Origin of the sequence: Klebsiella sp. P1954, from assembly GCF_018199955.1 — a bacterium.
Classification (GTDB): domain Bacteria; phylum Pseudomonadota; class Gammaproteobacteria; order Enterobacterales; family Enterobacteriaceae; genus Klebsiella; species Klebsiella pneumoniae.
The window spans coordinates 4393326-4418543 of the sequence record NZ_CP073373.1; the positions used below are offsets into that span (position 1 = coordinate 4393326).

The following is a 25218-nucleotide window of genomic DNA, read 5'->3' on the forward strand; positions in this document are numbered from 1 at the left end:
GGTTGATAGCCAGAGATACGATCAGGCGTCTGGCTCTTCTTCAGCAATCTTCAGCATCCATTCCGGCACGCCTTCCCAGTACTGTTGCTCTTTTTCCAGATCCAGCAGCACCAGCGCATTCTGGCTAAACCAGTTGTGCGGAAACGTCAGCGTCCAGTGGTGAGCTTCCGTCTGCAGGCGCAGCGTCGGCGGCGTAGTGGTAGCCTGACGCTGGTTATTCAGCAGTACGCCCAGGCGCAGTAGCTGAATTAGCGGCAGAAACTGCTTTTTCCTGAATAGCGTAAAGCGCGGCAGATCGTCGAGCTTGATCGCTTTGCGATGATAGCGTACGAGGGTGGCCATCAGCATCTGCTGCTCCTGATTGAAGCCCGGCAGGTCGCTATTTTGGAGAATGTAGGCCGAGTGACGATGCATGCCGCTGTGGTTGATATTCAGCCCTACCTCATGGAGCATCACCGCCCATTTCAACAGCGCCGCGAGGTGCGGATTGGCCAGCTTGGGATTCTGCTCCTGCCACTGCTCCAGCATCTGGGTGGTAGTTTCCAGTACCCGGCGCGCCTGTTCGCGATCGATGTTGTACTGATTTGCCAGACTCTGTGCCGTGCGGCTACGAATATCCTGGTGGCGGAAGCGGCCTTCCATCTCGTACAGGACACCTTCGCGCAGCGCGCCATCGGACAGACGAAGTTCTTTGATGGCCAGCGCGTCAAACACACCGCAGAGGATCGCCAGCCCAGGCGCAAAGACCGCTTTACGGTCTTCTGAGAGACCGGGCAGACTGAGCGCGTCGAAGTTTTTATGCTTCAACAGCTCATTTACCAGCATCTCGAGGCGCTCCGGCGTAATAAATCCGTCCTTCTCGCCCATGGCCACCAGCACTTCCTGGGCGGCTTTAATGGTGCCGGAGGCGCCCAGCGCTACGGTCCATCCCTGAATACGGAACTGCCAGGCCAGCGTCTCCAGTTTCTGCACCGCCGCCAGGCGCGCGCGCTGGAAGTTCTCTTTATTGATAACGCCGCCAGGGAAATAGGCCTGCGAGAAGCTCACGCAGCCCATGCGGCGGCTTTCCACCAGGCGGGGCTCAAAATCTTCGCCAATGACCAGCTCGGTTGAACCACCGCCGATATCAATCACCAGCTTGCGGCCGCGCTCCGGCTGCGTGTGCTCAACGCCCATAAAAATCAGGCGCGCTTCTTCATTACCGGAGATGATCTCGATCGGGTAGGGGATCACTTTTTCCGCGCGTTTAAGAAACTCCGCCGCGTTGGTCGCCTGACGCAGCGTATGCGTCCCGACGATACAGACGCTGGAGGGGGAGAACCCCTGCAGGCGTTCGGCAAACAGCGACAGGCAGTTCAGCCCACGGGTCATGGCTTCTTCGCTCAACACCGAGTTTTCATCAAGGCCATCGGCCAGATGTACGCGCTGTTTCAGGCGTCCGATGATCTGCATGGCGCCGTCGACGACACGGGCGATGACCATATGAAAACTGTTCGAACCAAGGTCAACCGCAGCGAACTCCTGCGGCCGAGGGGTGTTATCGTTTATTGGCATAGGTTAGTCGGGTTGTTCGAGTGATTTGAGATAATCGTAAATCGCCATTTGCGCGCGCACTTTACGGCGATTGCCGCGCGGCACATAGCGGTTACTCAGTTCTTTATCAAGATAGCGCGCTTTTACCGTATCGTTGAACAGGATATCAAAAATATCCAGCACCCGCTGCTTCAGACGCGGATCGAGCAGCGGAGCGGCAACTTCGATGCGATAATCGATGTTACGCGTCATCCAGTCGGCAGAGGAGAGCCAGACCTGTTTATCGCCACCGTTTTCAAAACAGTAGACCCGGTCGTGCTCGAGGAAACGGTCCACAATACTGATGACGCGGATATTTTCGCTGATACCTTCCAGACCCGGGATCAGCGAGCACATGCCGCGGATCAGCAGATTAACCGGCACGCCGGAGCTGGAGGCGGCATACAGTCGGTCCACCAGACCTTTATCCACCAGATTGTTCAGCTTCAGCGTAATCCCGGACGGTTGCCCGTTTTGCGCATTGGCGATCTCGCGATCGATCATCTCATACAGCAGACGACGCGAGTTCTGCGGCGACACCAACAGGTAGTCGAAGCTAACCGGACGATACGGGTTCTCGATAAAGTTAAACACCCGGCGGACTTCATTGGTAATGCGCGCATCGGCGGTTAACAGCGAATAGTCGGTGTAGATCCGCGCCGTCTTCTCGTTAAAGTTACCGGTGCCGATGTGGGCGTAGCGCACCACCTCATCGCCTTCTTTACGCGAGATAAGGAACAGCTTGGCGTGGATCTTCAGACCTGGCGCAGAGAAGATAACGTGGACTCCCGCTTCCGTCAGGCGTTTCGCCCAGTGAATGTTAGCCTCTTCATCGAAGCGCGCCTGCAGCTCCACCACTACGGTGACTTTCTTACCGTTGTGGGCGGCGTGGATCATCGCGTCAATAATGCGCGAATCCTTGGCCACGCGGTAAATGTTGATTTTGATCGCCAATACGCTGGGGTCGAAGGAGGCCTGACGCAGCAGCTCCAGCACGTGCTCAAAGGTGTGATAGGGATAGTAGAGCAGCACGTCGCGTTCGCGAATGGCGTCGAAGCCGTTGCGGAATTTATCAAACCACAGATGACGCAGGCGCGGCATGGGCTTATTGACCAGATTGGCCTTACCGACGTTCGGGAAGCCGATAAAGTCTTTAAAGTTGTGATAGCGGCCGCCCGGCAGCATTGAGTCATAGTTGGAAATGGAGAGCTTATCGCGCAGCATTTCGACCATCGCATCCGGCATATCGCGCTGGTAGACGAAGCGAACCGGCTCGGCGGTCAGGCGCTGCTTGAGGCTGGAGGACATCAGCTCCATCAGGCTCGACTCCATCTCATGCACCAGATCGTACTCGGCGTCACGGGTCATCTTCATCGAGTAGGCGTTCAGCGCATCGTAATCAAAGAAGCCTTTAAAAATATCGTCCAGGCAATAGCGCAGGATGTTATCCAGGAGGATCATTGGCTTGCGGCGACGCGGCGCTTCCGGCGGCAGGTTCACGAAGCGCGGCACTTTATCCGACGGTATTTCCAGCAGAGCATAGTTGATGTTTTCCCCGCGGATAATCTCCACCGCCAGATAGGTGTAATCATCTTTCAGGAACTGCACGAGGTCCGTTTCGCGGTTGATCAGGATCGGCGAGATATGCTGGCGTAAATACTGCTTGAAGTAGTTGCGCAGCCAGGCCTGCTGATTGACGGACAGCTGGCGCTCGTTGATCAGGAAGATCTGGTTACGCGCCATCTCCAGCAACAGTTCATTATACAGACTATCGAATTCCTGATCGGCCTTCAGAACGCGGGCCTGAATTTTGCCTAACAGGTGGCGAGAATGGGCGGTACTGCCTTGTTCTTCACTGATAATAATCCGGCGCTTCAGCTCAGCGAAGCGCACTTTGTAAAACTCATCTAGGTTGTTGGAGTAAATCCCTAAGAAGCGCATGCGCTCAATCAGCGGGTTACTCTTGTCCGCCGCTTCCTGCAGCACGCGTTCGTTAAAAGACAACCAGCTGAGTTCTTTTTCGATGTATAGCTTTTCCTGGCCCATTACCGCTCACACTCCGTTTTACTCACAGGACGTAGACTATTATGACGAATTTTTCTGCGTAGCGATTTACTGTGTCACAACAATATGACAGTAAGAAGAATTATTTCTGTGAGATGTTTGATTAGTAAACACTTTTAATTAAAAAAAAGCCCCGCGATGTGCTCATGCGGGGCTGGTTGTTCATTCGTCGGCGGCATAGCCCTGCGGGGGAAGCTGTCGCTCATCCAGCCAGGCGTGGTTGCCTGCCATGCGCAGACGTCCATCGACGAACCAGCTGATGACCAGCGGATAAATGGCATGTTCCTGGGCCTGAACCCGCGCCGTGATTTCCTCCTCGCTGTCGCCAGCGAAGACCGGCACCTTGGCCTGCAGGATAACCGGCCCACCGTCCAGCTCATCGGTGACGAAGTGCACCGAGGTACCGTGCTCCTCGTCACCGTTCTCCAGCACCTGACGATGAGTATGCAGGCCAGGATACTTCGGCAGTAGCGAGGGATGGATGTTCAGCAGACGTCCCTGATAGTGGCTGACGAACGCCGGGCTAAGGATACGCATATAGCCTGCCAGCACCACCAGATCCGGGGCGTAGGCGTCGATTTCATGCATCAGCTGACGATCGAACGCTTCCCGGTCGGCAAACTGACTTTGCGCCAGCGCATGGGCCGGGATGCCGGCCAGGCGCGCGCGCTCAAGGCCGAACGCATCAGCCTTGTTACTGAATACCGCACGCAGGGTGCCGTTTATCTGTTTCCGGCCGCAGGCGTCGATGATCGCCTGCAAATTGCTGCCGCTACCGGAAATCAGCACCACGATGTTTTTCATGCAATGACCACACGCTGTTCGGAATCGGAGGCTTTGATATACCCGATTTTCCACGCGTTTTCACCTTTGTCATTCAGCAGGGCAATCGCTTTGTCCGCTTCCGCTGCCGGCAGGGCGATAATCATCCCTACGCCGCAGTTAAAGGTACGGTACATTTCATGCTGGCTGACGTTACCGGCGGTTTGCAGCCAGTTGAAGACGGATGGCCACTGCCACGAGGACTCATCGATGATCGCCTGGGTGTTATCCGGCAGCACGCGCGGAATGTTTTCCCAGAAGCCACCGCCGGTCAGGTGGGCAATAGCGTGGACGTCAACGCTGGCGATCAGATCAAGCACCGATTTCACATAGATGCGGGTTGGCGCCAGCAGATAGTCGGCCAGCGGTTTACCGTCAAGGACGGTAGTTTGTGGGTCAACGCCGCTAACCTCAATGATCTTACGCACCAGCGAATAGCCGTTAGAGTGCGGGCCGCTGGACGCCAGCGCCACCAGCACGTCGCCATCGGTCACTTTGCTGCCGTCGATGATTTCTGATTTTTCCACTACCCCGACGCAGAAACCCGCCACGTCGTAATCTTCGCCGTGGTACATCCCGGGCATCTCTGCGGTTTCACCACCGACCAGCGCGCAACCGGACTGCAGGCAGCCTTCGGCGATGCCGTTGATGACGCTGGCTGCGGTATCGACGTCCAGTTTACCGGTGGCGTAATAATCCAGGAAAAACAGCGGCTCAGCGCCCTGAACCACCAGGTCGTTCACGCACATGGCGACCAGGTCGATACCGATGGTGTCGTGACGCTTCAGATCCATTGCCAGACGCAGCTTGGTACCGACGCCGTCGGTGCCGGAGACCAGTACCGGCTCGCGGTATTTCTGCGGCAGTGCGCACAGCGCGCCGAATCCGCCCAGTCCCCCCATCACTTCCGGGCGACGGGTTTTCTTCACCACGCCCTTAATACGGTCGACGAGAGCGTTGCCTGCATCAATATCCACGCCGGCATCTTTATAGCTGAGAGAGGTTTTATCGGTCACTGCGAAGTCTCCACGCGTTTGCGGTAAGCAAGAAAAATCGGCGCAATTCTAACAGGGAAAGCAAACGTTTGCGAGCCTGCTTTACAGTTGGCGTAAAACCGCTGATGAATGGTTAAATTTGATACTGCTCACGAAAATGAAACCGGGTACAGTCTGGTGCTTGCCTCTACGTAAAGGAATCCTCATTATACGACTGAAACCGGTTTCCGTGTTGGTTTGCCACGCATTTTGTCGGTGATTGACGCGGGTCAGGAGAGGGATGAATGAAGATTGCGGCATTTGATATCGGTGGCACCGCGTTAAAGATGGGCGTGATGGCCCGCGACGGCAGGCTGCTGGAAACCGCCAGGCAGTCAATCAATGACAGCGATGGCGATCGGATCTTACAGGCAATGCTGTCGTGGCTGGCGGCCCATCCGTCGTGTGAAGGAATAGCCATCAGCGCGCCGGGCTATATCGATCCGCACAGCGGTCTTATCACCATGGGCGGCGCTATCCGTCGATTTGATAACTTCGCCATGAAATCGTGGCTCGAGACGCGAACCGGGCTGCCGGTCTCGGTGGAAAACGACGCCAACTGTGTGCTGCTGGCCGAGCGCTGGCAGGGCAAAGCGGCGGAGATGGCCAATTTTCTGGTGCTCACTATCGGTACTGGCATCGGTGGGGCGATTTTCTGCCAACACCAGCTGATCAACGGGGCGCGTTTTCGTGCCGGCGAATTCGGCTACATGCTTACCGACCGTCCCGGCGGACGCGATCCTCGTCGCTATTCAATGAATGAGAACTGCACTCTGCGGGTGCTGCGCCATCGCTATGCGCAACATATTGGCGCGCCGCTGGATAGCGTGACAGGCGAACTGATTTTCGACCGCTATGACGCCGGCGACCCGGTTTGTCAGCGTCTGGTCGCCGAGTTCTTCAATGGCCTGGGCCATGGCCTTTATAACCTCGTCCATATCTTCGATCCGCAGACCATTTTTATCGGTGGCGGCGTTGTGGAACGCCCAGGATTTCTGACGCTACTGCGCCAGCATCTGGCCTGGTTCGGCATTGCCGACTATCTCGATACCGTCAGTCACGGTAACGATGCCGGCCTGATTGGCGCGGTTTACCATTTTAATCAGCTGTATCGTTCGCCAGACGACGATCGACATTAGGGAGAGACTATGTCCGGATTTAAAGCAGGTTTTCTGTGGGGCGGCGCGGTCGCAGCGCATCAGTTAGAGGGCGGCTGGCAGGAGGGCGGCAAGGGGATCAGCGTGGCGGATGTGATGACCGCCGGCGCCCACGGCGTGCCGCGGGAAATTACCGACGGCGTGGTGGCCGGGAAAAACTACCCGAACCATGAGGCGATCGATTTTTATCATCGTTATCCACAAGACCTAGCGCTGTTTGCCGAGATGGGCTTCAAATGTTTTCGCACCTCGATTGCCTGGACGCGTATTTTCCCGCAGGGCGATGAGCTGGAGCCCAACGAGGCTGGCCTGCAGTTTTATGATGATCTGTTCGACGAATGCCTGAAACACGGCATTGAGCCAGTCATTACGCTGTCGCATTTTGAAATGCCTTATCACCTGGTCACCGAGTACGGCGGCTGGCGCAACCGCAAGCTAATCGACTTTTTCGTGCGCTTTGCCAGGGTCGTCTTCACCCGCTATCAACATAAAGTGAAGTACTGGATGACCTTTAACGAGATCAACAACCAGGCCAACTTCCATGAGGACTTTGCCCCCTTCACCAACTCCGGTTTGAAATATTTGCCGGATGAAGACCGGGAACCGGTGATGTACCAGGCCGCGCACTATGAGCTGGTGGCCAGCGCCCTGGCGGTGAAAGCGGCGCGCGAGATCAACCCGGCGCTGCAGATTGGCTGCATGATCGCTATGTGCCCCATCTATCCGCTGACCTGCGCCCCGGACGATATGATGATGGCGATGAACGCCATGCACCGCCGTTACTGGTTTACCGACGTCCACGTGCGCGGTCGCTATCCGCAGCATCTGCTCAACTATTTTGCCCGCCGCGGCTTTACTCTGGATATCACCGAAGCCGATCGTCAGGCGTTAACCGAGGGCTGTGTCGACTACATTGGCTTTAGCTACTATATGTCGTTCGCTACCAAAGCCACCGAAGACAACCCCTTGCTTGATTATGATGAAACCACCAGCCTGGTCTCCAACCCGTACGTCAAAAAGTCGGACTGGGGCTGGCAGATTGACCCGGTCGGCCTGCGCTATTCGCTGAACTGGTTCTGGGATCACTACCAGCTGCCGCTGTTTATTGTCGAAAACGGCTTTGGCGCGATTGATGTCCGCGAAGCGGACGGCAGCGTCAATGACCAGTATCGTATCGATTATCTCTCCGCTCATATCGCGGAGATGAAAAAGGCGGTGGTCGAGGATGGCGTCGATCTGATGGGCTACACCCCCTGGGGCTGTATCGATCTGGTTTCCGCCGGCACGGGGGAAATGAAAAAACGCTACGGCTTTATTTATGTCGATAAAGATAATGAAGGCAATGGCACGTTGGCACGCAGCCGGAAAAAGTCCTTTGCCTGGTATCAGCAGGTAATTGCCAGCAACGGGGAGAACCTGTCGTAGTCGGGTGGCGCTAACGCTTAACCGACCTACAATACACGTAGGCCCGCGTAAGCGTATGGACTGCACCCCGCACCCAAGCCGGAGCCTCGCCTCCGGTTTTTTTGTCTCTAAATCACTTTGCTTGATATACGTCAAGCAAGATGGGTATGGCACAATCCGCAAAAAGCGGTATAATCCCGCGATTTTTTTTGTGGCTGCCCCTCAGAGGAGAAAGAGAATGAAGATTGTGGAAGTCAAACACCCACTCGTCAAACACAAGCTGGGCCTGATGCGCGAGCACGACATCAGCACCAAACGCTTCCGTGAACTCGCCTCAGAAGTGGGCAGCTTACTGACTTATGAAGCCACCGCCGATCTGGAGACTGAGAAAGTCACTATTGAAGGCTGGAACGGTCCGGTGGAAGTCGAGCAGATCAAGGGCAAGAAAATTACCGTTGTGCCTATCCTGCGCGCTGGCCTCGGCATGATGGAAGGGGTGCTGGAGCACGTGCCAAGCGCGCGTATCAGCGTGGTCGGTATCTATCGCAATGAAGAAACCCTCGAGCCGGTGCCTTACTTCCAGAAACTGGTGTCTAACATCGATGAACGTATGGCGCTGGTCGTTGACCCGATGCTGGCCACCGGTGGGTCGATGATCGCCACTATCGATCTGCTGAAAAACGCCGGCTGCACCAGCATCAAGGTGCTGGTGCTGGTGGCGGCGCCGGAAGGGATTGCCGCGCTGGAGAAAGCCCACCCGGACGTTGAGCTGTACACCGCCTCTGTCGATAAGGGACTGAACGAGCACGGGTATATCATTCCCGGTCTCGGCGATGCCGGCGACAAGATTTTTGGAACGAAATAAAATATACCGCGAAAAAAGCCGACTTTGAGAGTCGGCTTTTTTTTGAATAAAAGTAATCCACAGCAAATAACAGACGACTCTCAGAGGAATACACTATGACGCGCCGTGCCATCGGGGTGAGTGAAAGACCGCCGCTTTTACAGACAATCCCGCTTAGTTTGCAACATCTGTTCGCCATGTTTGGCGCAACGGTACTGGTGCCTATTCTGTTCCACATTAACCCGGCCACCGTCCTGCTGTTCAACGGCATCGGTACGCTGTTGTACCTCTTTATCTGTAAAGGCAAAATTCCCGCTTATCTGGGATCAAGCTTCGCTTTTATCTCCCCGGTGCTGCTGCTGTTGCCGCTGGGCTACGAAGTGGCGCTGGGCGGCTTTATTATGTGCGGCGTGCTGTTCTGCCTCGTCTCCTTTATTGTCAAAAAAGCCGGTACCGGCTGGCTGGATGTGATGTTCCCGCCGGCGGCGATGGGCGCCATCGTGGCGGTTATCGGCCTCGAACTGGCGGGCGTGGCGGCTAATATGGCCGGGCTGCTGCCGGCCGACGGCCAGTCACCGGACAGTAAAACCATTATTATCTCGATGGTGACCCTGGCGGTGACGGTGTTCGGATCCGTGCTGTTCCGCGGCTTCCTGGCGATTATCCCGATCCTGATCGGCGTGCTGGTGGGCTATGCGCTGTCGTTTGTGATGGGCGTGGTCGATACCACCCCGATCGCCGAGGCCCACTGGTTCGCGCTGCCGACTTTCTACACTCCGCGCTTTGAGTGGTTTGCTATCTTCACCATACTGCCCGCCGCGCTGGTGGTGATTGCCGAGCACGTGGGGCATCTGGTGGTGACCGCCAATATCGTTAAGCGCGATCTGATCCGCGACCCGGGCCTGCATCGTTCGATGTTTGCCAACGGCCTGTCGACGATCGTTTCCGGCTTCTTCGGTTCGACGCCCAACACTACCTACGGTGAAAATATCGGCGTGATGGCGATTACCCGGGTCTACAGCACTTGGGTAATCGGCGGCGCGGCGATCATTGCGATTCTGCTCTCCTGCGTCGGCAAACTGGCGGCGGCTATCCAGATCATCCCGGTGCCGGTGATGGGCGGCGTTTCCCTGCTGCTGTACGGGGTGATCGGCGCCTCGGGGATCCGCGTACTGATTGAATCGAAGGTGGATTACAGTAAAGCGCAGAATCTGATCCTCACCTCCGTGATCCTGATCATCGGCGTTAGCGGCGCTAAAGTGCACATTGGCGCCGCCGAGCTGAAAGGGATGGCGCTGGCGACTATCGTGGGCATCGCCCTCAGCCTGATTTTCAAGCTTATCAGCGTCCTGCGTCCGGAAGAGGTGGTCCTCGACGCGGCGGATAGCGAAGAGTTTAAATAACGATCGCCTGACCGGGCGGCGATCCCGCCCGGTTCTCTCCTGACCTAAATCTGTGGTAAACTCTTCGCGTTTTTCTGTAAGCCTATGTTGAGGTCCATCTGAACGCACCGGCACAGCTCTCTTTGCCACTGTATCTTCCTGACGACGAAACCTTCGCGAGTTTCTGGCCGGGTGATAATCCTTCCCTACTTGCCGCCCTCCAGAACGCACTGCGCCAGGAACACAGCGGGTACATTTATATCTGGTCACGTGAAGGGGCAGGTCGTAGCCACCTGTTACACGCCGCCTGCGCGGAGCTTTCCCAGCGCGGGGATGCGGTAGGCTACGTGCCGCTGGATAAACGGACGTGGTTTGTGCCCGAGGTGCTGGAGGGGATGGAACAGCTGGCGCTGGTGTGCATCGATAACATCGAGTGCGTCGCCGGCGATGAGCCCTGGGAGATGGCCATCTTTAATCTCTATAACCGGATCCTGGAATCAGGCAAAACCCGGCTGCTGATCACCGGCGATCGGCCGCCGCGGCAGCTGAATCTTGGCCTGCCGGATCTGGCCTCACGGCTGGACTGGGGGCAGATCTATAAGCTGCAGCCGCTGTCGGATGAAGACAAACTGCAGGCGCTGCAGCTGCGCGCCAGACTGCGCGGCTTCGAGATGCCGGAAGATGTGTGCCGCTTCCTGCTGAAGCGGCTGGATCGCGAGATGCGTTCGCTGTTTATGACCCTCGATCAGCTGGATCATGCCTCGATTACCGCTCAGCGCAAGCTGACGATCCCCTTCGTGAAAGAGATCCTTAAGCTTTAGTCCGCCAGGGGAGTCAGCTCCTGCTCCGTCAGCCCGGTCAACCGGGCGACCAGGTCGCGCGGAAGGCCGCTGTGCAGCATAGCGACAGCGATGCGCTGCGCCTCTTCTTTCCGTCCTTCCTGACGGCCTTCCTGTCGCCCCTGCGCCAGGCCCCGCTCCAGCCCCTGTTGTTCCAGATATTCCGCAATCGTCATCAACGTCTCCTTATGCTGCGGCGTACGTAACGCCAGCTCGCGAATGAATTTAATCGGCTCGCGCGTGTTGCCTGCCTGCACCAGATAGTGCATCAGGGCTTGTACCTGCGATTCCGTCGCCAGTCCAGTCAATAATAATTCGCTCAGCTTGTCGAGGAGCTGCGCCAGATCGCGTTGTCGAATATGTTTTTGCAGTAACTCCAGCGTTGCCATGCGCTGGTGGGTGGCAATCTCGTCATCCGGAATGACGGTTATGTCCGCCAGTGGAAACGCCCCGTGATAAAGGTGGCCGGCCAGCTCCGGAGCGATGAATTCATCGAGCCAGCGCAGAGAGAACGGATAGGGGCTCACCAGACCGTGGTAGAAGAGAACAGGGATCACCAGCGGCAGGCGATCGTGGCCGGCATCGAGATGGCGCTGCATGGCGGCGATGGCGTAGCGCATCAGACGAAAGGCCATATGCCGGTCGGGCGTGCTCTGGTGTTCGATAAGCGCATAAATATAACCGTCGCCCGCCGTGGTTTTCAGGGAATACAAAATGTCGGCGTAAAAGGGACGCAGATCGTCTTCGACAAAATGTCCGGACTCGAGATGCAGCGTACGCAGATCGCACACTTTAAGCAGCGTCTCGGGCAGATACAGTTGCAGGAAATCACGGGCGGTATCGGGATGGGAGAGGTAGGTCTTAAACACGGCGTCATGGGGCGTGGAGGTCGGCTTTTTCATGTTCATCCGTCCAGTGGATTGAGCGATGGATGAACAGTAGCACCGTCCGGCGGGCGGGAGATATTGGCGTGAAAGATCTGGAATCGCCCACGTAAAAAAAAGCGCCGCGCAAACGCGGCGCGGGTGAGTTAGCTTACGATCTCAAGAACCTGTTCCGGCGGGCGGCCAATACGCGCCTGGCCGCGGCTGACGACGATAGGGCGCTCGATGAGTTTCGGATTGTCGACCATCGCCTGTATCAGCGCCGCGTTGCTGAGAGCCGGGTCGGCCAGATTGAGCGATTTATACAGATCCTCTTTCTGGCGCATGAGCTCGCGGGGGCTCTCCATACCCAGCAGCTGCAGCAGCTGGCGCAGCGTCCCGGCATCCGGTGGCGTCTCAAGATAAAGCACCACCTCAGGATCGATGCCGCGACTCTGCAGCAGGCTCAGCGTTTCGCGGCTCTTGGAGCAGCGTGGGTTATGGTAAATTTTTACCGCGTCGGTCATGGGGTCTCCTTACATTTTTTGATAGGGACGGAAGCGAGCCTGCAGATCGCGTAGCTGATCGATACGGGCATCGTAACGTGCCTGCTGCAGGCTACCCAGTTTCACCTGCGAGCTGGCGCTGCTGAGCAGGGAAATCGCCTGCTCCAGCTGGCCGACCAGCGCCATGCTTTCAGCCCGCGCCGCCAGCTCCTGATCGCGATTGCCCAGCGCGCCTTCCGCCTGGGCCAGCAGGTCCCAGCCGTTGCCATCCTCTTTATAGGTAAAGGTATACCGGTTCAGAATGGTCGCCGCTTCCCCGGGCTGCCCGCCCTGCAGCAGGGCGTTGGCCAGGTTCAGCTGCAGCACCGGATTAGTACGCAGCTCGCGGGCGTTTTTAAGGCGATTGATGGCGTCGCTGGTTTTCTTCTGTCCGAGGTCGATATCGGTGGCCAGATCGAGATACCAGGCATTTTGCGGGTCGGCGTTGAGCAGCGGCTGCAGCGTTTTGCGTGCCTGGTCAAAGTTATTGCTTTCCATCGCCAGCAGAGCGCGACCATACTGGGCGGCATGCTGTTGGCGGATATTGCCTTTATCCCAGGCGTTCAGCAGATCGGTGCCCAGCTTGTTGTCGCCGTTGGTGTACATCCCGAGGGTACGCGCCTTCGCCAGATAGAAGTCCGCCGAGGACTGTACCACCACCGGGCGCATCTGGTTGGCGCGGTTACGGGCATCGGCCAGTCGGCTTTCCGGCAGGGGGTGGGTGAGCAACATTTCCGGCGGTCGCGTCGAGTAGCGCGACTCGTCAAGCAGTTTACCCATAAACATCGGCATGGCCTGTGGGTCGAAACCCGAGCGCTGCAGAACCTGAATGCCAATCCGGTCGGCCTCTTCTTCGTTCTGGCGGGTGAAGCTGATCATACCCTGCTGAGTACCGGCCAGCGTCCCGGTCAGGGCCGCCATTCCGGCCTGCGGGCTGGCCATCGCCAGCAAAATTGAACCCAGCGCGCCGACCCAGGTCAGCGGCGCGTTGCGCTTCTGATCTTCCATCGCGCGGGCGAGATGGCGCTGCGTCACGTGGGAGATTTCGTGCGCCATGACAGAGGCCAGTTCGCTCTCGTTATCAGAGTAGCGAAACAGGGCGGAGTGGAGGACCACATTGCCGCCGAAGAAGGCGAAGGCGTTGATCTGGTCGTTATTAATCAAATAGAAGTGGAACGGGGTACGCACCGAGTTGGCGTGAGCCACCAGACGCATACCCAGCCCGTTGATATATTGCACCAGCAGAGGGTCGTTGATCAGCGGCGCGCTACCGCGCAGTTGGCGGACGTAGTAATCCCCCATCTGCATTTCCTGACCGATTGACAGCGTGCTTCCTGCGGAGGTTCCCATGTCCGGCAGGGTATCTGCGGAGTCAGCAAAAGCAGGACCTATCGAACCCAGCGTCAGCGACGCGATCGCGGTCGCCACCAGCGTTTTCTTCAACTGCCTGAACATAACCTCTGTCCTGTAATGTGGGTGTGCCAGTTTGACCGATTGTGCGGCGTAATGTTCCCTGGCCGCATCCCAGCGAGTTTAGCTGGCGTTGGCCGCCTTGAAAATATGTTCTTCATGGCGGAGAACGGTTTGACTGCGGCGCATCAAAAAGCGAAGTCTTTTTTGTGACATTTCGATACAATTCCCCGGATTGTCGCCGCTTGGCCCTTCAGGGAAGGTTTTATGCTTGAGATGTTAATGCAGTGGTACCGCCGTCGATTCAGCGACCCTGAGGCGATAGCGCTGCTGGTTATTTTGCTTGCCGGTTTCGGCATTATGTTCTTTTTCAGCGGCCTGCTGGCCCCGTTGCTGGTGGCTATCGTGCTGGCCTATCTGCTGGAGTGGCCGACCGTTCGTCTGGAGCGCATCGGTCTGTCGCGCACCTGGGCCACCTCGCTGGTGCTGATCCTCTTTGTGGGCATCCTGCTGTTGCTGGCCTTTGTGGTGCTGCCGGTAGCCTGGCAGCAAGGGATCTACCTCATCCGCGATATGCCGGGCATGCTAAATAAGCTCTCTGATTTCGCCGCCACGCTGCCGCGGCGCTATCCGGCGTTAATGGATGCCGGCATTATCGATGCGATGGCGGAAAATATGCGCACCCGGATGCTGACGGTGGGCGACTCGGTGGTTAAGTACTCTCTGGCCTCGCTGGTGGGGTTACTCACCCTGGCGGTCTATCTGGTGCTGGTGCCGCTGATGGTCTTCTTCCTGCTGAAGGATAAAGAGCAGATGCTCAACGCGGTGCGCCGCGTTCTGCCGCGCAATCGCGGGCTTGCCGGGCAGGTGTGGAAAGAGATGAACCAGCAGATCACCAACTACATTCGCGGCAAGGTGCTGGAGATGATTGTCGTCAGCGTCGCCACCTGGATAGGCTTTATTCTCTTTGGCCTCAACTATTCGCTGCTGCTGGCGGTGCTGGTGGGCTTCTCGGTGCTGATCCCCTATATCGGCGCGTTTGTGGTGACCATTCCGGTGGTGGGGGTGGCGCTGTTTCAGTTTGGCGCTGGCACCGAGTTCTGGAGCCTGTTTGCGGTCTATCTGATTATTCAGGGGCTGGACGGTAACCTGCTGGTTCCGGTGCTGTTCTCGGAAGCGGTCAATTTACACCCGCTGGTGATTATCCTGTCGGTGGTGATCTTTGGCGGACTGTGGGGATTCTGGGGCGTCTTCTTCGCCATTCCTCTGGCCACGCTGATTAAAGCAGTGGTGCATGCCTGGCCGGATGGTTTGGCGGTCGACGACTAAGGCAATGAGAATAAAAAAGACGCCGGGCGAGGGCTTCCTCTCCCGGCGTCTTGCTTTGCATCAGGCGTTTTCTTTCAGCCAGTTCAGCACCACGTCGTGGTGATTGCTGGTTTTAAAATCATCAAAGACGTGTTCGATTTTGCCATCGGCATCAATGAGGAAACTAATCCGGTGGATCCCGTCGTAGGTTTTCCCCATAAAGGATTTTTCGCCCCAGACGCCAAACTGCTCGCAAACCTGATGGTTTTCATCAGACAGCAGCGTAAAGTTCAGCAGCTCTTTTTCGGCGAAACGGGAGAGTTTTTCCGGTTTATCGGTGCTGATGCCCAGCACTTCAACGCCGGCTTTTTTCAGGTCGTCCATATTATCGCGCAAGCCGCACGCCTGGACGGTGCAGCCCGGGGTCATGGCTTTCGGGTAAAAATAAACCAGGACACGTTGTCCCTGGAAGTCGGTTAAATTTACTTCCTCGCCGTCCTGGTCCGGTAAGCTAAATTTCGGTGCGATATCACCGGCTTTCAGTGGGGTCATGGGTTAAACTCCATCCTGTTCATCATGCTGTGAATAATTAACGATGTTAATACTGCCTTGTGCGTTCAGTTCTGTACATAGGGCTTTGAACGCTTGTTCGATATTTGCTGCATTTTGCGTCGCAGGACTGTGGGCAGTTATCTGGATAAAAAGCTGCGCGGAATCGCCGTCTCCCGGCTGCGTGCGGGACACCAGCTCCGCAATATTCATATTCCATGTATCGCACAGGGCAGTAAAGCGCTCGATGATATGCGGTGAGTCCGGCACCTCAACCTGGACCCAAACGGTGTTTGGCATGGCCTGCGGCGGGCGCGCAGTGGTGCGTTTCATCACGATCAACAGCTCCAGCTCCGCGCCTTTCAGCGGCAGAGTTGATTCGATCAGGTTAATCGCATTCCACGACCCGGAAAGCAGCATGATAAACGTAAACTCATCACCGAGCATGGCCAGCCGGCTGTCTTCGATATTACAACCGCAGCTGCTGACGTGGCGAGTGATCGTATTCACGATGCCGGGACGGTCAGCCCCCAGGGCGGTAATAACCAGATAGTGTTGTAATGAGGCTGTCAAACCTGTTCTTCCTTTAAAAAGGTGAGGTAACATTAGGAAAGCATAAAAAAAACCGCCATACAACATCCCTGATGGCGTCGGGTCTCTTGCTTTTATTACAGCTCCAAACGTAACATTGAGAATCTTGTCGCACTTCTGCTCTGAGGATGGCCCATGTTCACGGGAAGTATTGTAGCGCTTGTCACGCCGATGGATGAAAACGGTAATGTCTGCCGGACAAGCCTGAAAAAACTGATTGATTACCATGTCGCCAACGGAACCTCGGCGATCGTTTCGGTAGGGACTACCGGTGAATCCGCAACGCTGAGCCATGAAGAGCATGGCGACGTGGTGATGATGACGCTGGAGCTGGCCGACGGGCGTATTCCGGTTATCGCTGGAACGGGAGCCAATGCAACCGCAGAGGCGATTAGCCTGACCAAACGTTTTAACGACAGCGGTGTTGTCGGCTGCCTGACGGTCACTCCTTATTATAACCGTCCGACCCAGGAAGGCCTGTTCCAGCACTTTAAAGCTATCGCCGAACATACTGACCTGCCGCAAATTCTGTATAATGTGCCATCCCGTACCGGTTGCGATATGCTGCCGGAAACCGTTGGCCGTCTGGCGGAAATTAAAAATATTGTCGGTATTAAGGAAGCAACAGGGAACTTAAGTCGCGTTCACCAGATCAAAGAGCTGGTTTCAGACGACTTTATTCTGCTGAGCGGTGACGATGCGACCGGTATGGACTTCATGCAGCTCGGCGGCGTAGGCGTGATTTCTGTTACGGCCAACGTGGCGGCGCGCGAAATGGCCGACATGTGCCGTCTGGCGCTGGCGGGTCAATTTGCCGAAGCTCGTGCGATTAACCAGCGTCTGATGCCACTGCATACAAAATTATTTGTCGAACCCAATCCTATCCCGGTGAAATGGGGATGCAAGGCGTTGGGTCTTGTGGCGACCGATACGCTGCGCTTGCCGATGACGCCTATCACCGATCATGGTCGTGAAGCCGTCACTGCCGCGCTGAAGCATGCCGGTTTGCTGTAAAGTTTAGGGAGATTTGATGGCTTACTCAGTACAGAAGTCGCGCCTGGCGAAGGTTGCGGGTGTTTCGCTGGTTCTACTCCTCGCGGCCTGTAGTTCTGACTCGCGCTATAAGCGTCAGGTGAGCGGTGATGAGGCCTATTTACAGGCATCACCGTTGAGCGAACTTCACGCGCCGGCGGGGATGATCCTGCCGATTCAGGTGGGTGATTACAATATTCCGGTGGCTAACAGCACCGGCGCGGTCGGTAAAGCGCTGGACATTCGTCCGCCGGCGCAGCCGCTGGCGCTGGTGAGCGGTGCGCGGACCCAGTTTAACGGCGATACCGCGACGCTGATGGTCGAGAACGGCCGCAGCGGTTCGCTGTGGGCACAGGTCACCAGTATTCTTCAGTCGAAGAACTACGTTATCGCCAAGCGCGATGATGCGAGCCAGACGCTGAACACCGACTGGGTTGAGTGGAACCGTCTTGATGAAGATCAGCAGTATCGCGGTCGTTATCAAATCTCCGTCAAACCGCAGGGTTATCAGCAAGCGGTGGTCGTTAAGCTGGTGAATCTGGAGCAGGCGGGTAAACCGGTTGCCGATCCGGCGTCTCTGCAGCGCTACAGCACCGCTATGCTGAACGTCATTTCGGAAGGCCTTGACATGAATGCCACCAGCGCCCAGAACGCCGCACAGCGCAGCGCGGGGGCCACCTTCGACGTGCAGAGCGCCGCCGACGATACCGGCCTGCCGATGCTCGTTGTTCGCGCGCCGTTTAACCTGGTGTGGCAGCGTCTGCCGGGCGCCCTCGAGAAAGTGGGGATGAAAGTGACCGACAGCACGCGCTCTCAGGGCAGCATGGCGCTGACCTATAAGCCGCTGTCTGACAGCAGCTGGCAGGAGCTGGGCGCACGTGACCCGCAGCTGGTCTCCGGCGACTACAAACTGCAGGTCGGCGACCTCGATAACCGCAGTAGCCTGCAGTTTATCGACCCGAAAGGCCACACCCTGACGCAGTCGCAAAATGACGCCCTGGTAGCCGTATTCCAGGCCGCATTTAACAAGTAATCAAAAGGGCTGGAGCAATCCGGCCCTTTTTCATGTATAGTGACGCAAACGTGTGCGTGGCCATATAATCCTGTAAATCGCCGCGTTAAGGCTGCTCCAGTCGCCTGACTGCAGTTCGCCCCGCAAGCGTACAGCATCCGCTCCAACGCCCGTTGCAGGATGTTATGTAAGACCGACACGTCATTTTTTGGCTCAATATCACTGGAGTAGTGAAAGATGAAAAAGCAAGCTGAGTTGTATCGTGGTAAGGCGAAGACAGTATACAGCACCGATAATCCGGACCTGCTGGTACTGGAATTCCGTAACGATACGTCAGCAGGTGATGGCGCGCGCATCGAGCAGTTCGATCGTAAAGGCATGGTGAACAACAAATTCAACCATTTCATTATGAGTAAACTGGCAGAAGCGGGCATCCCTACCCAGATGGAAGCGCTGCTCTCCGATACCGAATGTCTGGTGAAAAAACTGGATATGGTGCCGGTAGAGTGCGTGGTGCGTAACCGTGCGGCAGGCTCGCTGGTAAAACGTTTAGGCATTGAAGAAGGTATCGAGCTGAATCCGCCGCTGTTCGACCTGTTCCTGAAAAACGATGCTATGCACGATCCGATGGTCAACGACTCCTACTGCGAAACCTTCGGCTGGGTGAGTAAAGAGAATCTGGCGCGGATGCGCGAGCTGACCTACAAAGCCAACGACGTGCTGAAAAAACTGTTCGATGACGCCGGTCTGATTCTGGTGGACTTTAAGCTGGAGTTTGGTCTGTTCAAAGGCGAAGTGGTGCTGGGCGACGAGTTTTCGCCGGACGGCAGCCGCCTGTGGGATAAAAACACCCTCGATAAAATGGACAAAGACCGCTTCCGCCAGAGCCTTGGCGGCCTGATCGAAGCCTACGAAGAAGTGGCTCACCGCCTGGGCGTTAAGCTCGACTAACCCGCCCGCCGCCAGAAGATGGCCTCATCTTCTGGCGTCTCTTGCTGTTTCCTGTGGTAATCCTGCGCTGAACCGCCTACGATCTCTGCTATTGATACATAACAGGGAATGAGGTGCTTATGCGCTGGCAAGGGCGTCGCGAAAGCGACAATGTTGAAGATCGACGTGGACAATCAGGCTCGCCGTTTGGCGGCGGCGGGGGCGGCGGCTTCCGTCTGCCGAGCGGGAAGGGCGGCATTGTACTGCTGATTATTGTGCTGGTGGCGGGCTACTACGGCGTGGATTTGACCGGCATGTTGACCGGCGAACCGATGCCGCAGCAGCAGACCTCCACGCAGCGCTCCATCAGTCCGAAAGACGATGAAGCGGCGAAGTTTACTTCCGTCATTCTGGCTACCACCGAAGATACCTGGGAGCCGATCTTTGAAAAGATGGGCCGCCAGTACCCGCAGCCAAAGCTGGTGCTCTACCGCGGCGCGACCCGTACCGGCTGCGGCACCGGTCAGTCGGTGATGGGCCCCTTCTATTGTCCTGCCGACAGTACGGTCTATATCGACCTGTCATTCTACGATGAGATGAAAAATAAACTGGGCGCCGACGGCGACTTTGCCCAGGGGTACGTCATTGCTCATGAAGTGGGTCATCACGTACAAAAACTGCTGGGCATTGAGCCGAAGGTCCGCCAGCAACAGCAGCATGCCACGCAGGCCGAAGCCAACCGCCTGTCGGTTAAGATGGAGCTGCAGGCAGACTGCTTCGCCGGCGTCTGGGGTCATAATATGCAGCAGCAGGATATTCTGGAAACTGGCGATCTGCAGGAGGCGCTGAACGCCGCCGAGGCCATCGGCGACGATCGTCTACAGCAGCAGAGCCAGGGACGCGTGGTGCCGGACAGTTTTACCCACGGCACCTCGAAACAGCGCTACACCTGGTTCAAACGCGGTTTCGATAGCGGCGATCCGGCGCAGTGCAATACCTTCGGCAGCGCGCTGTAATCGTCCCCCATGATGGACGCGCTGCTTAACCTCACCGCGCAAATGGCGCGGGAGGGGATCCGTCGCCTGCTGGTGCTCAGCGGCGATGAGAGTTGGACGCTGCAGCAGGCGCAGGCGCTACGGGAGAGGCTCGGCGGCGATGGCCTGTGGGTTGGCCCCGAGCCGGTTTCTGCGCCCTGCGTGGCGCCCGGCGCGCTGAAAACGCTGCTGGGGCGGGAAGTGATGCACGCCTTTTTCGATGCCCGGCGCGGGTTTGATGTGGCCGCCATGGCGGCCCTGAGCGGCACGCTGCGGGCGGGAAGCTGGCTGGTGCTGCTGACGCCCCCCTTCGCCGACTGGCCGACCCGGGCGGATGAGGACTCTCTGCGCTGGAGCGATACGCCTGACCCTATCGTTACCCCTAACTTTGTTCACCGCTGCTGTCGGCAGTTTATCGCCGATCCGGAGGTGTTGCTCTGGCGGCAGTCGGACCGGCCACGTTTCCCGCTGGCCGCCCAGCGTCCAGACTGGCATCCCGCCGATGGCCGCCCGCAGGCCGAGCAGGCGGCAATCCTTGAGCAACTGATACGCCTGCCGCCCGGTATCGCGGCGGTGACGGCGGAGCGTGGACGGGGGAAGTCCGCGCTGGCGGGCATGCTCCTGCGCCAGCTTGGGGGCGAGGCCATCGTCACCGCCCCAACGCGTAGCGCTGTCGAGGTGCTGGCCAGCTTTGCCGGGGAGACGTTGCGCTTTATGGCGCCCGATGCGCTGCTGGCGTCGAAAGAAAAGGCGGCGTGGCTGATAGTCGATGAGGCCGCGGCTATCCCGGCTCCGCTTCTCCGGCAGCTGGTGAGCCGTTTTCCCCGCACGCTACTCACCACGACGGTGCAAGGGTACGAGGGCACCGGTCGCGGGTTCCTGCTGAAATTTTGCGCCAGTCTGCCCCATCTGCAATCGTTCACCCTGAGCGCCCCGATCCGCTGGGCGGCGGGCTGTCCGCTGGAGTCAGCCATCAGTCAGTTGCTTATCTTTAACGATGAGGCATTTCGCGACGCGCCGATGGGGGAGATAGCCCTGGAGGCGGTCAATCAGTCCTGCTGGCAAACGCAGCCAGCGCTACCGGAGGCGATGTACCAGCTATTGTCCGGGGCGCATTACCGAACTTCCCCGCTCGATCTGCGGCGCATGATGGATGCTCCGGGCCAGGCTTTCCGCTGCGCTCGCGCCGGCGGCGCGGTAGCGGGCGCCCTGTGGCTGGTGGCCGAGGGGGGACTTTCTCCCGAACTGAGCCGGGCGGTATGGGCGGGTTTTCGCCGGCCGCGCGGGAATCTGGTCGCCCAGTCGCTGGCGGCGCACGGCGGTAGTCCCCTGGCGGCGACGCTGCGCGGGCTGCGGGTCAGTCGGATCGCTGTCCATCCCACCCGCCAGCGGGAAGGTCTGGGGCGGAAGATGATCGCCGATATCGCCGCCGATGCCGCTGGCTATGACTATCTCTCCGTCAGCTTCGGCTATACCGCTGAGCTGTGGCGCTTCTGGCAACGCTGCGGGTTTACCCTCGTACGGCTGGGTACCCATCGCGAGGCCAGCAGCGGCTGCTATACGGCGATGGCCCTCTATCCGTTGACCGCGGCAGGGCGCCAGCTGGTGCAGCGGGAGGCGCAGCGGCTGCAGCGCGATGAATACTGGCTTCGCCCGTGGCGAGAGGAATCCGCGCCGCTGCCGGCCGTCGCAGACGCTATGCTTAGTGATGAGGACTGGCTGGAAGCGGCGAGCTTTGCCTTCGCTCACCGCCCGCTGGCCGCGGCGCTGGGCTGCCTCAACCGCCTACTGATGCAGGCCGACATGCCGTTGCCGGCCCTGCGGGGACGACTGCAGGGCAAAGAGGAGGCCGCACTCTGCGCCGTGCTGCAGCTGACGGGGCGAAAAGCCTTGCAGGCGAGATGGCGTCGGGAGGCCGCTGACGCCTTGCGCTCCCTTGATGCAGCGCGCGCTGATGCGCTGCGTCAGCAGGTGGCGCATCTGCAATTTTTTTAACTAACTCATTCAGTTAAATGGCATGGTCATATCTGGCGAGCGGCGTACACTGCCCGCAAACACTAAGGAGACAGCCATGAAACACGATCATTTTATTGTTCAAAGTCCTGCGACGCCTGCGCAACAGCTGTTGCTGCTGTTTCATGGCGTAGGGGATAACCCGGTCTCCATGGGGCAAATCGGCAGCTGGTTCGCGCCGCAGTTTCCCGATGCGCTGATCGTCAGTATCGGCGGGGTGGAACCTTGCGGCCCCAACGGTCGGCAGTGGTTTTCGCTGCAGGGGGTGACGGAAGAGAATCGTCAGCAGCGCATCGACGCCATTATGCCGACCTTTATTGAAATTGTACGCTACTGGCAGGAAAAGAGCGGCGTCAGTCCACTGGCCACCGCGCTGATCGGTTTCTCTCAGGGGGCGATTATGTCGCTGGAGAGTATCAAAGCGGCGCCGGATCTGGCTTCGCGGGTCATCGCCTTTAATGGCCGCTATGCGACGCTGCCGGAGACGGCAACGACGGCCACTACCATTCACCTGATCCACGGTGGTGAAGATCGGGTTATCGACCTGGCGTGGGCGGTGTCGGCCGAGGAGGCGTTACAGCAGGCGGGCGGCGACGTGACCTTAGATATTGTCGACGATCTCGGGCATGCCATTGACGATCGCAGCATGCAGTTGGCGATCGAGCGTCTGCGTTATACCGTGCCGAAGCACTATTTTGATGAGGCGCTGAGCGGCAGTACGCCAAAAGGGGACGATATCATCGAAATGCTGTAACCCCGGTGAGCGGGGTTACAGGCGGGCGGTACCGCGATAAAGGCAAACTTACGGTTTCTTCGACTGGTCGTGCTTCGGCCAGTCGTCGTCGTCGTCGTCCCATTTATCGTTAAAATCACGGTGCGGCGGCAGATCGGGTTTGTTGTTGAGGAATTTTTTGTGGTCAACGCGATTCAGATCTTTAATCACGTTGATAATTACCCCCACCAAAAAGACCAGCACCAGAATCCACCAGTGTTTAATAAGCCATTCCATGCGCGCTTCCTCTTTACGTCAATTCGTCAGGCGACCAGCTGTTCCATGACGCGTTGATACATCCGCGCCAGCAGCTGCAGGTCGGCGGCGTTCACACATTCATTAATTTTGTGAATCGTTGCGTTTACGGGGCCCAGCTCAACCACCTGCGCCCCCATGCGCGCGATAAACCGTCCGTCTGAGGTGCCGCCGTTGGTTAACAGCTGCGGTTTGATCTCATTATAGTGCTCAATCGCGTTGACGACCGCATCCACCAGCTTGCCCCGTCCGGTGAGGAACGGCTGGCCGGAGAGCCACCACTCCACGCTGTAACGCAGCTGGTATTTTTCCAGCAGGGCGATCACCCGGGATTTGATCATCTCGTCCGTCAGCTCCGTACTGAAGCGGAAGTTGAACTGGACGAACATATCGCCGGGGATCACGTTATTGCTGCCGGTGCCGGACTGCACGTTGGCGATCTGCATGCTGGTCGGCGGGAAGAACTCATTGCCTTTATCCCATTCGATATTGACCAGTTCCGCCAGCATCGGCGCCGCGCGGTGGACAGGGTTATCGGCAAGGTGCGGATAGGCGACATGCCCCTGCACGCCGTGAATAGTCAGGTTGCAGGTCAGCGAGCCGCGGCGGCCGTTTTTCACCACATCGCCGACCACTTCGGTACTGGAAGGTTCGCCGACCAGACAATAGTCCAGACGCTCGTTACGCGCCATCAGCGTCTCCACCACTTTGACGGTGCCGTTTTTGGCGCTGGCCTCTTCATCAGAGGTGATCAAAAACGCCAGTCGGCCCCTGTGGTTCGGGTACTGCGCGACAAAACGCTCTGCGGCAACCACCATCGCCGCCAGCGAGCCTTTCATATCCGCCGCTCCGCGGCCAAACAGCATCCCGTCGCGGATGGTCGGTTCGAACGGGGGATTGATCCAGCGGTCGGCGTCGCCTGCCGGGACTACGTCGGTGTGGCCGGCGAAGGCCAGCGTCTCGCCGTGGCCGCGCCAGGCCCAGAAATTCTGCGTATCGCCGAAATCCATCGGTTCAACGGTAAAGCCGATCGCACGCAGGCGTTCAATCATTAACGCCTGGCATCCCGCATCATCGGGGCTAAGGGAAGGGCGGCGAATAAGCTGCTGAGCCAGCTCAATGACCGGGCAAGACATAGACTATACCTCGTTAAACTGCTGATAACTTGCTTCACTAAAACCCAGCAGCATAGGACGACCGGGCGCGCAGAGCAATGGGCGTTTGATAATTGCCGGCATTTCCAGCATCAATGCGGCTGCGGCGTCGGCATTATCGATGCTATTGCGCAGCGACTCGTCGAGTTTGCGCCAGGTGGTGCCGCGGGTGTTCAGCAGCGCCTGCCAGCCCAGCTCGGCAATAAAGGTATCCAGTTGCGCGCGCTCAAGGCCATCGGCGCGGTAATCATGGAAGCGATACTCAATCTGATGCGCTTCCAGCCAGCGGCGGGCTTTTTTAATGGTATCGCAGTTTTTAATTCCGTACATGGTGAGCATAGATAAACCTTTTACATTCAATTAAGCGGTTAACTCAGATATTTCCGAATATATAAGTCTTACTGAAATAATACGTGATTCAGATGAATAAATATAACTTTTTACCGGGGATCTCATTCGATATATCGGGTGGTTAAATGTTGGCCACCTGTGGGCATGATGTGAGGGCTTTAACATTATTGCAAAAATGTTGTCTGAGGTTGCTCTACGTCACATTATGTTTACATACGAAGCGGCATAGTAGCGACAACCAGAGGTTTTATCTCTGTCAGCGGTCCATAAGACAATCAGAG

At 57.5% G+C, this 25218-nt stretch carries 25 protein-coding genes; 13 read left to right on the forward strand and 12 right to left on the reverse strand.

The window, feature by feature from the left end; translation table 11 throughout:
• Positions 1–21 precede the first annotated feature (21 nt).
• From ppx to purM, 4 genes are all read right to left on the reverse strand, one after another.
• Positions 22–1554: an exopolyphosphatase gene (gene ppx / locus KB890_RS21215; RefSeq protein ID WP_002913839.1), complete on the reverse strand. Its 1533-nt coding sequence runs from the start codon at positions 1552–1554 to the stop codon at positions 22–24.
• 3 nt (positions 1555–1557) lie between these two features.
• Entirely contained in the window at positions 1558–3618 is a 2061-nt protein-coding gene (gene ppk1 / locus KB890_RS21220) for a polyphosphate kinase 1 (RefSeq protein ID WP_002913838.1), read from the reverse strand.
• A gap of 180 nt (positions 3619–3798) precedes the next feature.
• On the reverse strand, positions 3799–4440 hold the full coding sequence (purN, locus tag KB890_RS21225) for a phosphoribosylglycinamide formyltransferase (protein WP_004145656.1): 642 nt from the start codon (positions 4438–4440) through the stop codon (positions 3799–3801).
• Positions 4437–5474 carry a phosphoribosylformylglycinamidine cyclo-ligase gene (gene purM / locus KB890_RS21230; RefSeq protein WP_004180872.1) on the reverse strand — a complete coding sequence of 346 codons (1038 nt, stop codon included), beginning with the start codon at positions 5472–5474 and terminating at the stop codon, positions 4437–4439. Before purM ends, purN begins: the two co-directional genes overlap by 4 nt.
• A gap of 263 nt (positions 5475–5737) precedes the next feature.
• Here purM and bglK point away from each other — a divergent pair, with 263 nt between their 5' ends.
• The 5 genes from bglK (at position 5738) to KB890_RS21255 (ending at position 11100) form a co-directional block, all read left to right on the forward strand.
• The gene (bglK, locus tag KB890_RS21235) at positions 5738–6631 is read left to right on the forward strand and encodes a beta-glucoside kinase BglK (protein ID WP_002913833.1); all 894 of its coding nucleotides are present in this window, start codon (positions 5738–5740) and stop codon (positions 6629–6631) included.
• A 9-nt stretch (positions 6632–6640) separates the two neighbouring features.
• Entirely contained in the window at positions 6641–8074 is a 1434-nt protein-coding gene (locus KB890_RS21240; RefSeq protein ID WP_004174870.1) for a 6-phospho-beta-glucosidase, read from the forward strand.
• Between the two features lie 217 nt (positions 8075–8291).
• Complete coding sequence (gene upp / locus KB890_RS21245; RefSeq protein ID WP_002913827.1) at positions 8292–8918, forward strand: uracil phosphoribosyltransferase; 627 nt, start codon at positions 8292–8294, stop codon at positions 8916–8918.
• A gap of 95 nt (positions 8919–9013) precedes the next feature.
• Positions 9014–10300, forward strand: coding sequence for a uracil permease (gene uraA / locus KB890_RS21250; protein WP_002913824.1), 1287 nt, complete (start codon positions 9014–9016; stop codon positions 10298–10300).
• A gap of 98 nt (positions 10301–10398) precedes the next feature.
• Positions 10399–11100, forward strand: a complete 702-nt coding sequence (locus tag KB890_RS21255; protein WP_071527881.1) for a DnaA inactivator Hda — start codon at positions 10399–10401, stop codon at positions 11098–11100.
• Here KB890_RS21255 and KB890_RS21260 read toward each other — a convergent pair.
• From KB890_RS21260 to bepA, 3 genes are all read right to left on the reverse strand, one after another.
• Positions 11097–12020: an Rpn family recombination-promoting nuclease/putative transposase gene (locus KB890_RS21260; RefSeq protein WP_004180868.1), complete on the reverse strand. Its 924-nt coding sequence runs from the start codon at positions 12018–12020 to the stop codon at positions 11097–11099. The two genes, KB890_RS21255 and KB890_RS21260, sit on opposite strands and share 4 nt — an antisense overlap.
• 128 nt (positions 12021–12148) lie before the next feature.
• Positions 12149–12508 carry an arsenate reductase (glutaredoxin) gene (gene arsC / locus KB890_RS21265; RefSeq protein ID WP_002913810.1) on the reverse strand — a complete coding sequence of 120 codons (360 nt, stop codon included), beginning with the start codon at positions 12506–12508 and terminating at the stop codon, positions 12149–12151.
• A gap of 9 nt (positions 12509–12517) precedes the next feature.
• Complete coding sequence (gene bepA / locus KB890_RS21270) at positions 12518–13981, reverse strand: beta-barrel assembly-enhancing protease (RefSeq protein ID WP_002913807.1); 1464 nt, start codon at positions 13979–13981, stop codon at positions 12518–12520.
• A 51-nt stretch (positions 13982–14032) separates the two neighbouring features.
• On the opposite strand from bepA, the gene KB890_RS21275 reads away from it, so the two are divergent.
• Together KB890_RS21275 and KB890_RS21280 are read left to right on the forward strand one after the other, a co-directional pair.
• Positions 14033–14149 carry a hypothetical protein gene (locus tag KB890_RS21275; protein ID WP_004221267.1) on the forward strand — a complete coding sequence of 39 codons (117 nt, stop codon included), beginning with the start codon at positions 14033–14035 and terminating at the stop codon, positions 14147–14149.
• A gap of 54 nt (positions 14150–14203) precedes the next feature.
• Positions 14204–15265 carry an AI-2E family transporter gene (locus KB890_RS21280; RefSeq protein ID WP_002913806.1) on the forward strand — a complete coding sequence of 354 codons (1062 nt, stop codon included), beginning with the start codon at positions 14204–14206 and terminating at the stop codon, positions 15263–15265.
• 60 nt (positions 15266–15325) lie between these two features.
• On the opposite strand, the gene bcp is transcribed toward KB890_RS21280, so the two are convergent.
• Both bcp and KB890_RS21290 read right to left on the reverse strand, forming a co-directional pair.
• Entirely contained in the window at positions 15326–15796 is a 471-nt protein-coding gene (bcp, locus tag KB890_RS21285) for a thioredoxin-dependent thiol peroxidase (protein ID WP_002913805.1), read from the reverse strand.
• Positions 15797–15799: 3 nt separating this feature from the next.
• Complete coding sequence (locus tag KB890_RS21290) at positions 15800–16366, reverse strand: glycine cleavage system transcriptional repressor (protein WP_002913804.1); 567 nt, start codon at positions 16364–16366, stop codon at positions 15800–15802.
• Between the two features lie 153 nt (positions 16367–16519).
• On the opposite strand from KB890_RS21290, the gene dapA reads away from it, so the two are divergent.
• The 6 genes from dapA to ypfH all read left to right on the forward strand — a co-directional run bounded on the left by dapA (position 16520) and on the right by ypfH (position 23159).
• Complete coding sequence (dapA, locus tag KB890_RS21295) at positions 16520–17398, forward strand: 4-hydroxy-tetrahydrodipicolinate synthase (RefSeq protein WP_002913803.1); 879 nt, start codon at positions 16520–16522, stop codon at positions 17396–17398.
• A 16-nt stretch (positions 17399–17414) separates the two neighbouring features.
• On the forward strand, positions 17415–18449 hold the full coding sequence (bamC, locus tag KB890_RS21300; protein ID WP_002913802.1) for an outer membrane protein assembly factor BamC: 1035 nt from the start codon (positions 17415–17417) through the stop codon (positions 18447–18449).
• Positions 18450–18665: 216 nt separating this feature from the next.
• The gene (purC, locus tag KB890_RS21305; protein WP_002913801.1) at positions 18666–19379 is read left to right on the forward strand and encodes a phosphoribosylaminoimidazolesuccinocarboxamide synthase; all 714 of its coding nucleotides are present in this window, start codon (positions 18666–18668) and stop codon (positions 19377–19379) included.
• A 119-nt stretch (positions 19380–19498) separates the two neighbouring features.
• Positions 19499–20374 carry a KPN_02809 family neutral zinc metallopeptidase gene (locus KB890_RS21310; RefSeq protein ID WP_004180864.1) on the forward strand — a complete coding sequence of 292 codons (876 nt, stop codon included), beginning with the start codon at positions 19499–19501 and terminating at the stop codon, positions 20372–20374.
• Positions 20375–20383: 9 nt separating this feature from the next.
• Positions 20384–22387 (forward strand): tRNA(Met) cytidine acetyltransferase TmcA, encoded by a 2004-nt coding sequence (locus tag KB890_RS21315; RefSeq protein WP_004180862.1) that lies wholly within the window; start codon positions 20384–20386, stop codon positions 22385–22387.
• Between the two features lie 76 nt (positions 22388–22463).
• On the forward strand, positions 22464–23159 hold the full coding sequence (gene ypfH, locus KB890_RS21320) for an esterase (protein WP_002913770.1): 696 nt from the start codon (positions 22464–22466) through the stop codon (positions 23157–23159).
• Positions 23160–23207: 48 nt separating this feature from the next.
• Here the strand turns inward: ypfH and KB890_RS21325 are convergent, their stop codons facing one another.
• The 3 genes from KB890_RS21325 to KB890_RS21335 are packed head-to-tail and all read right to left on the reverse strand — an operon-like array spanning position 23208 to position 24925.
• Complete coding sequence (locus tag KB890_RS21325) at positions 23208–23414, reverse strand: YpfN family protein (RefSeq protein ID WP_004180859.1); 207 nt, start codon at positions 23412–23414, stop codon at positions 23208–23210.
• A gap of 26 nt (positions 23415–23440) precedes the next feature.
• On the reverse strand, positions 23441–24568 hold the full coding sequence (dapE, locus tag KB890_RS21330) for a succinyl-diaminopimelate desuccinylase (protein WP_002913766.1): 1128 nt from the start codon (positions 24566–24568) through the stop codon (positions 23441–23443).
• A 3-nt stretch (positions 24569–24571) separates the two neighbouring features.
• A complete protein-coding gene (locus KB890_RS21335) occupies positions 24572–24925 on the reverse strand; it encodes an ArsC family reductase (protein ID WP_002913764.1) in 354 nt (117 codons plus the stop codon).
• Positions 24926–25218: the final 293 nt, after the last annotated feature.

Excerpts from the sequence above, each read along its gene's own strand:
- KB890_RS21325 (WP_004180859.1), bottom strand. The coding sequence starts at position 23,414 with ATGGAATGGCTTATTAAACACTGGTGGATTCTGGTGCTGGTCTTTTTG.
- KB890_RS21240 (WP_004174870.1), top strand. The coding sequence starts at position 6,641 with ATGTCCGGATTTAAAGCAGGTTTTCTGTGGGGCGGCGCGGTCGCAGCG.
- bglK (WP_002913833.1), top strand. The coding sequence starts at position 5,738 with ATGAAGATTGCGGCATTTGATATCGGTGGCACCGCGTTAAAGATGGGC.
- KB890_RS21335 (WP_002913764.1), bottom strand. The coding sequence starts at position 24,925 with ATGCTCACCATGTACGGAATTAAAAACTGCGATACCATTAAAAAAGCC.
- KB890_RS21310 (WP_004180864.1), top strand. The coding sequence starts at position 19,499 with ATGCGCTGGCAAGGGCGTCGCGAAAGCGACAATGTTGAAGATCGACGT.
- dapE (WP_002913766.1), bottom strand. The coding sequence starts at position 24,568 with ATGTCTTGCCCGGTCATTGAGCTGGCTCAGCAGCTTATTCGCCGCCCT.
- dapA (WP_002913803.1), top strand. The coding sequence starts at position 16,520 with ATGTTCACGGGAAGTATTGTAGCGCTTGTCACGCCGATGGATGAAAAC.
- upp (WP_002913827.1), top strand. The coding sequence starts at position 8,292 with ATGAAGATTGTGGAAGTCAAACACCCACTCGTCAAACACAAGCTGGGC.
- uraA (WP_002913824.1), top strand. The coding sequence starts at position 9,014 with ATGACGCGCCGTGCCATCGGGGTGAGTGAAAGACCGCCGCTTTTACAG.
- purN (WP_004145656.1), bottom strand. The coding sequence starts at position 4,440 with ATGAAAAACATCGTGGTGCTGATTTCCGGTAGCGGCAGCAATTTGCAG.
- KB890_RS21275 (WP_004221267.1), top strand. The coding sequence starts at position 14,033 with ATGTTCCCTGGCCGCATCCCAGCGAGTTTAGCTGGCGTTGGCCGCCTT.
- KB890_RS21260 (WP_004180868.1), bottom strand. The coding sequence starts at position 12,020 with ATGAAAAAGCCGACCTCCACGCCCCATGACGCCGTGTTTAAGACCTAC.
- purC (WP_002913801.1), top strand. The coding sequence starts at position 18,666 with ATGAAAAAGCAAGCTGAGTTGTATCGTGGTAAGGCGAAGACAGTATAC.
- ypfH (WP_002913770.1), top strand. The coding sequence starts at position 22,464 with ATGAAACACGATCATTTTATTGTTCAAAGTCCTGCGACGCCTGCGCAA.
- arsC (WP_002913810.1), bottom strand. The coding sequence starts at position 12,508 with ATGACCGACGCGGTAAAAATTTACCATAACCCACGCTGCTCCAAGAGC.
- bamC (WP_002913802.1), top strand. The coding sequence starts at position 17,415 with ATGGCTTACTCAGTACAGAAGTCGCGCCTGGCGAAGGTTGCGGGTGTT.
- KB890_RS21315 (WP_004180862.1), top strand. The coding sequence starts at position 20,384 with ATGATGGACGCGCTGCTTAACCTCACCGCGCAAATGGCGCGGGAGGGG.
- bcp (WP_002913805.1), bottom strand. The coding sequence starts at position 15,796 with ATGACCCCACTGAAAGCCGGTGATATCGCACCGAAATTTAGCTTACCG.
- bepA (WP_002913807.1), bottom strand. The coding sequence starts at position 13,981 with ATGTTCAGGCAGTTGAAGAAAACGCTGGTGGCGACCGCGATCGCGTCG.
- ppk1 (WP_002913838.1), bottom strand. The coding sequence starts at position 3,618 with ATGGGCCAGGAAAAGCTATACATCGAAAAAGAACTCAGCTGGTTGTCT.
- KB890_RS21280 (WP_002913806.1), top strand. The coding sequence starts at position 14,204 with ATGCTTGAGATGTTAATGCAGTGGTACCGCCGTCGATTCAGCGACCCT.
- ppx (WP_002913839.1), bottom strand. The coding sequence starts at position 1,554 with ATGCCAATAAACGATAACACCCCTCGGCCGCAGGAGTTCGCTGCGGTT.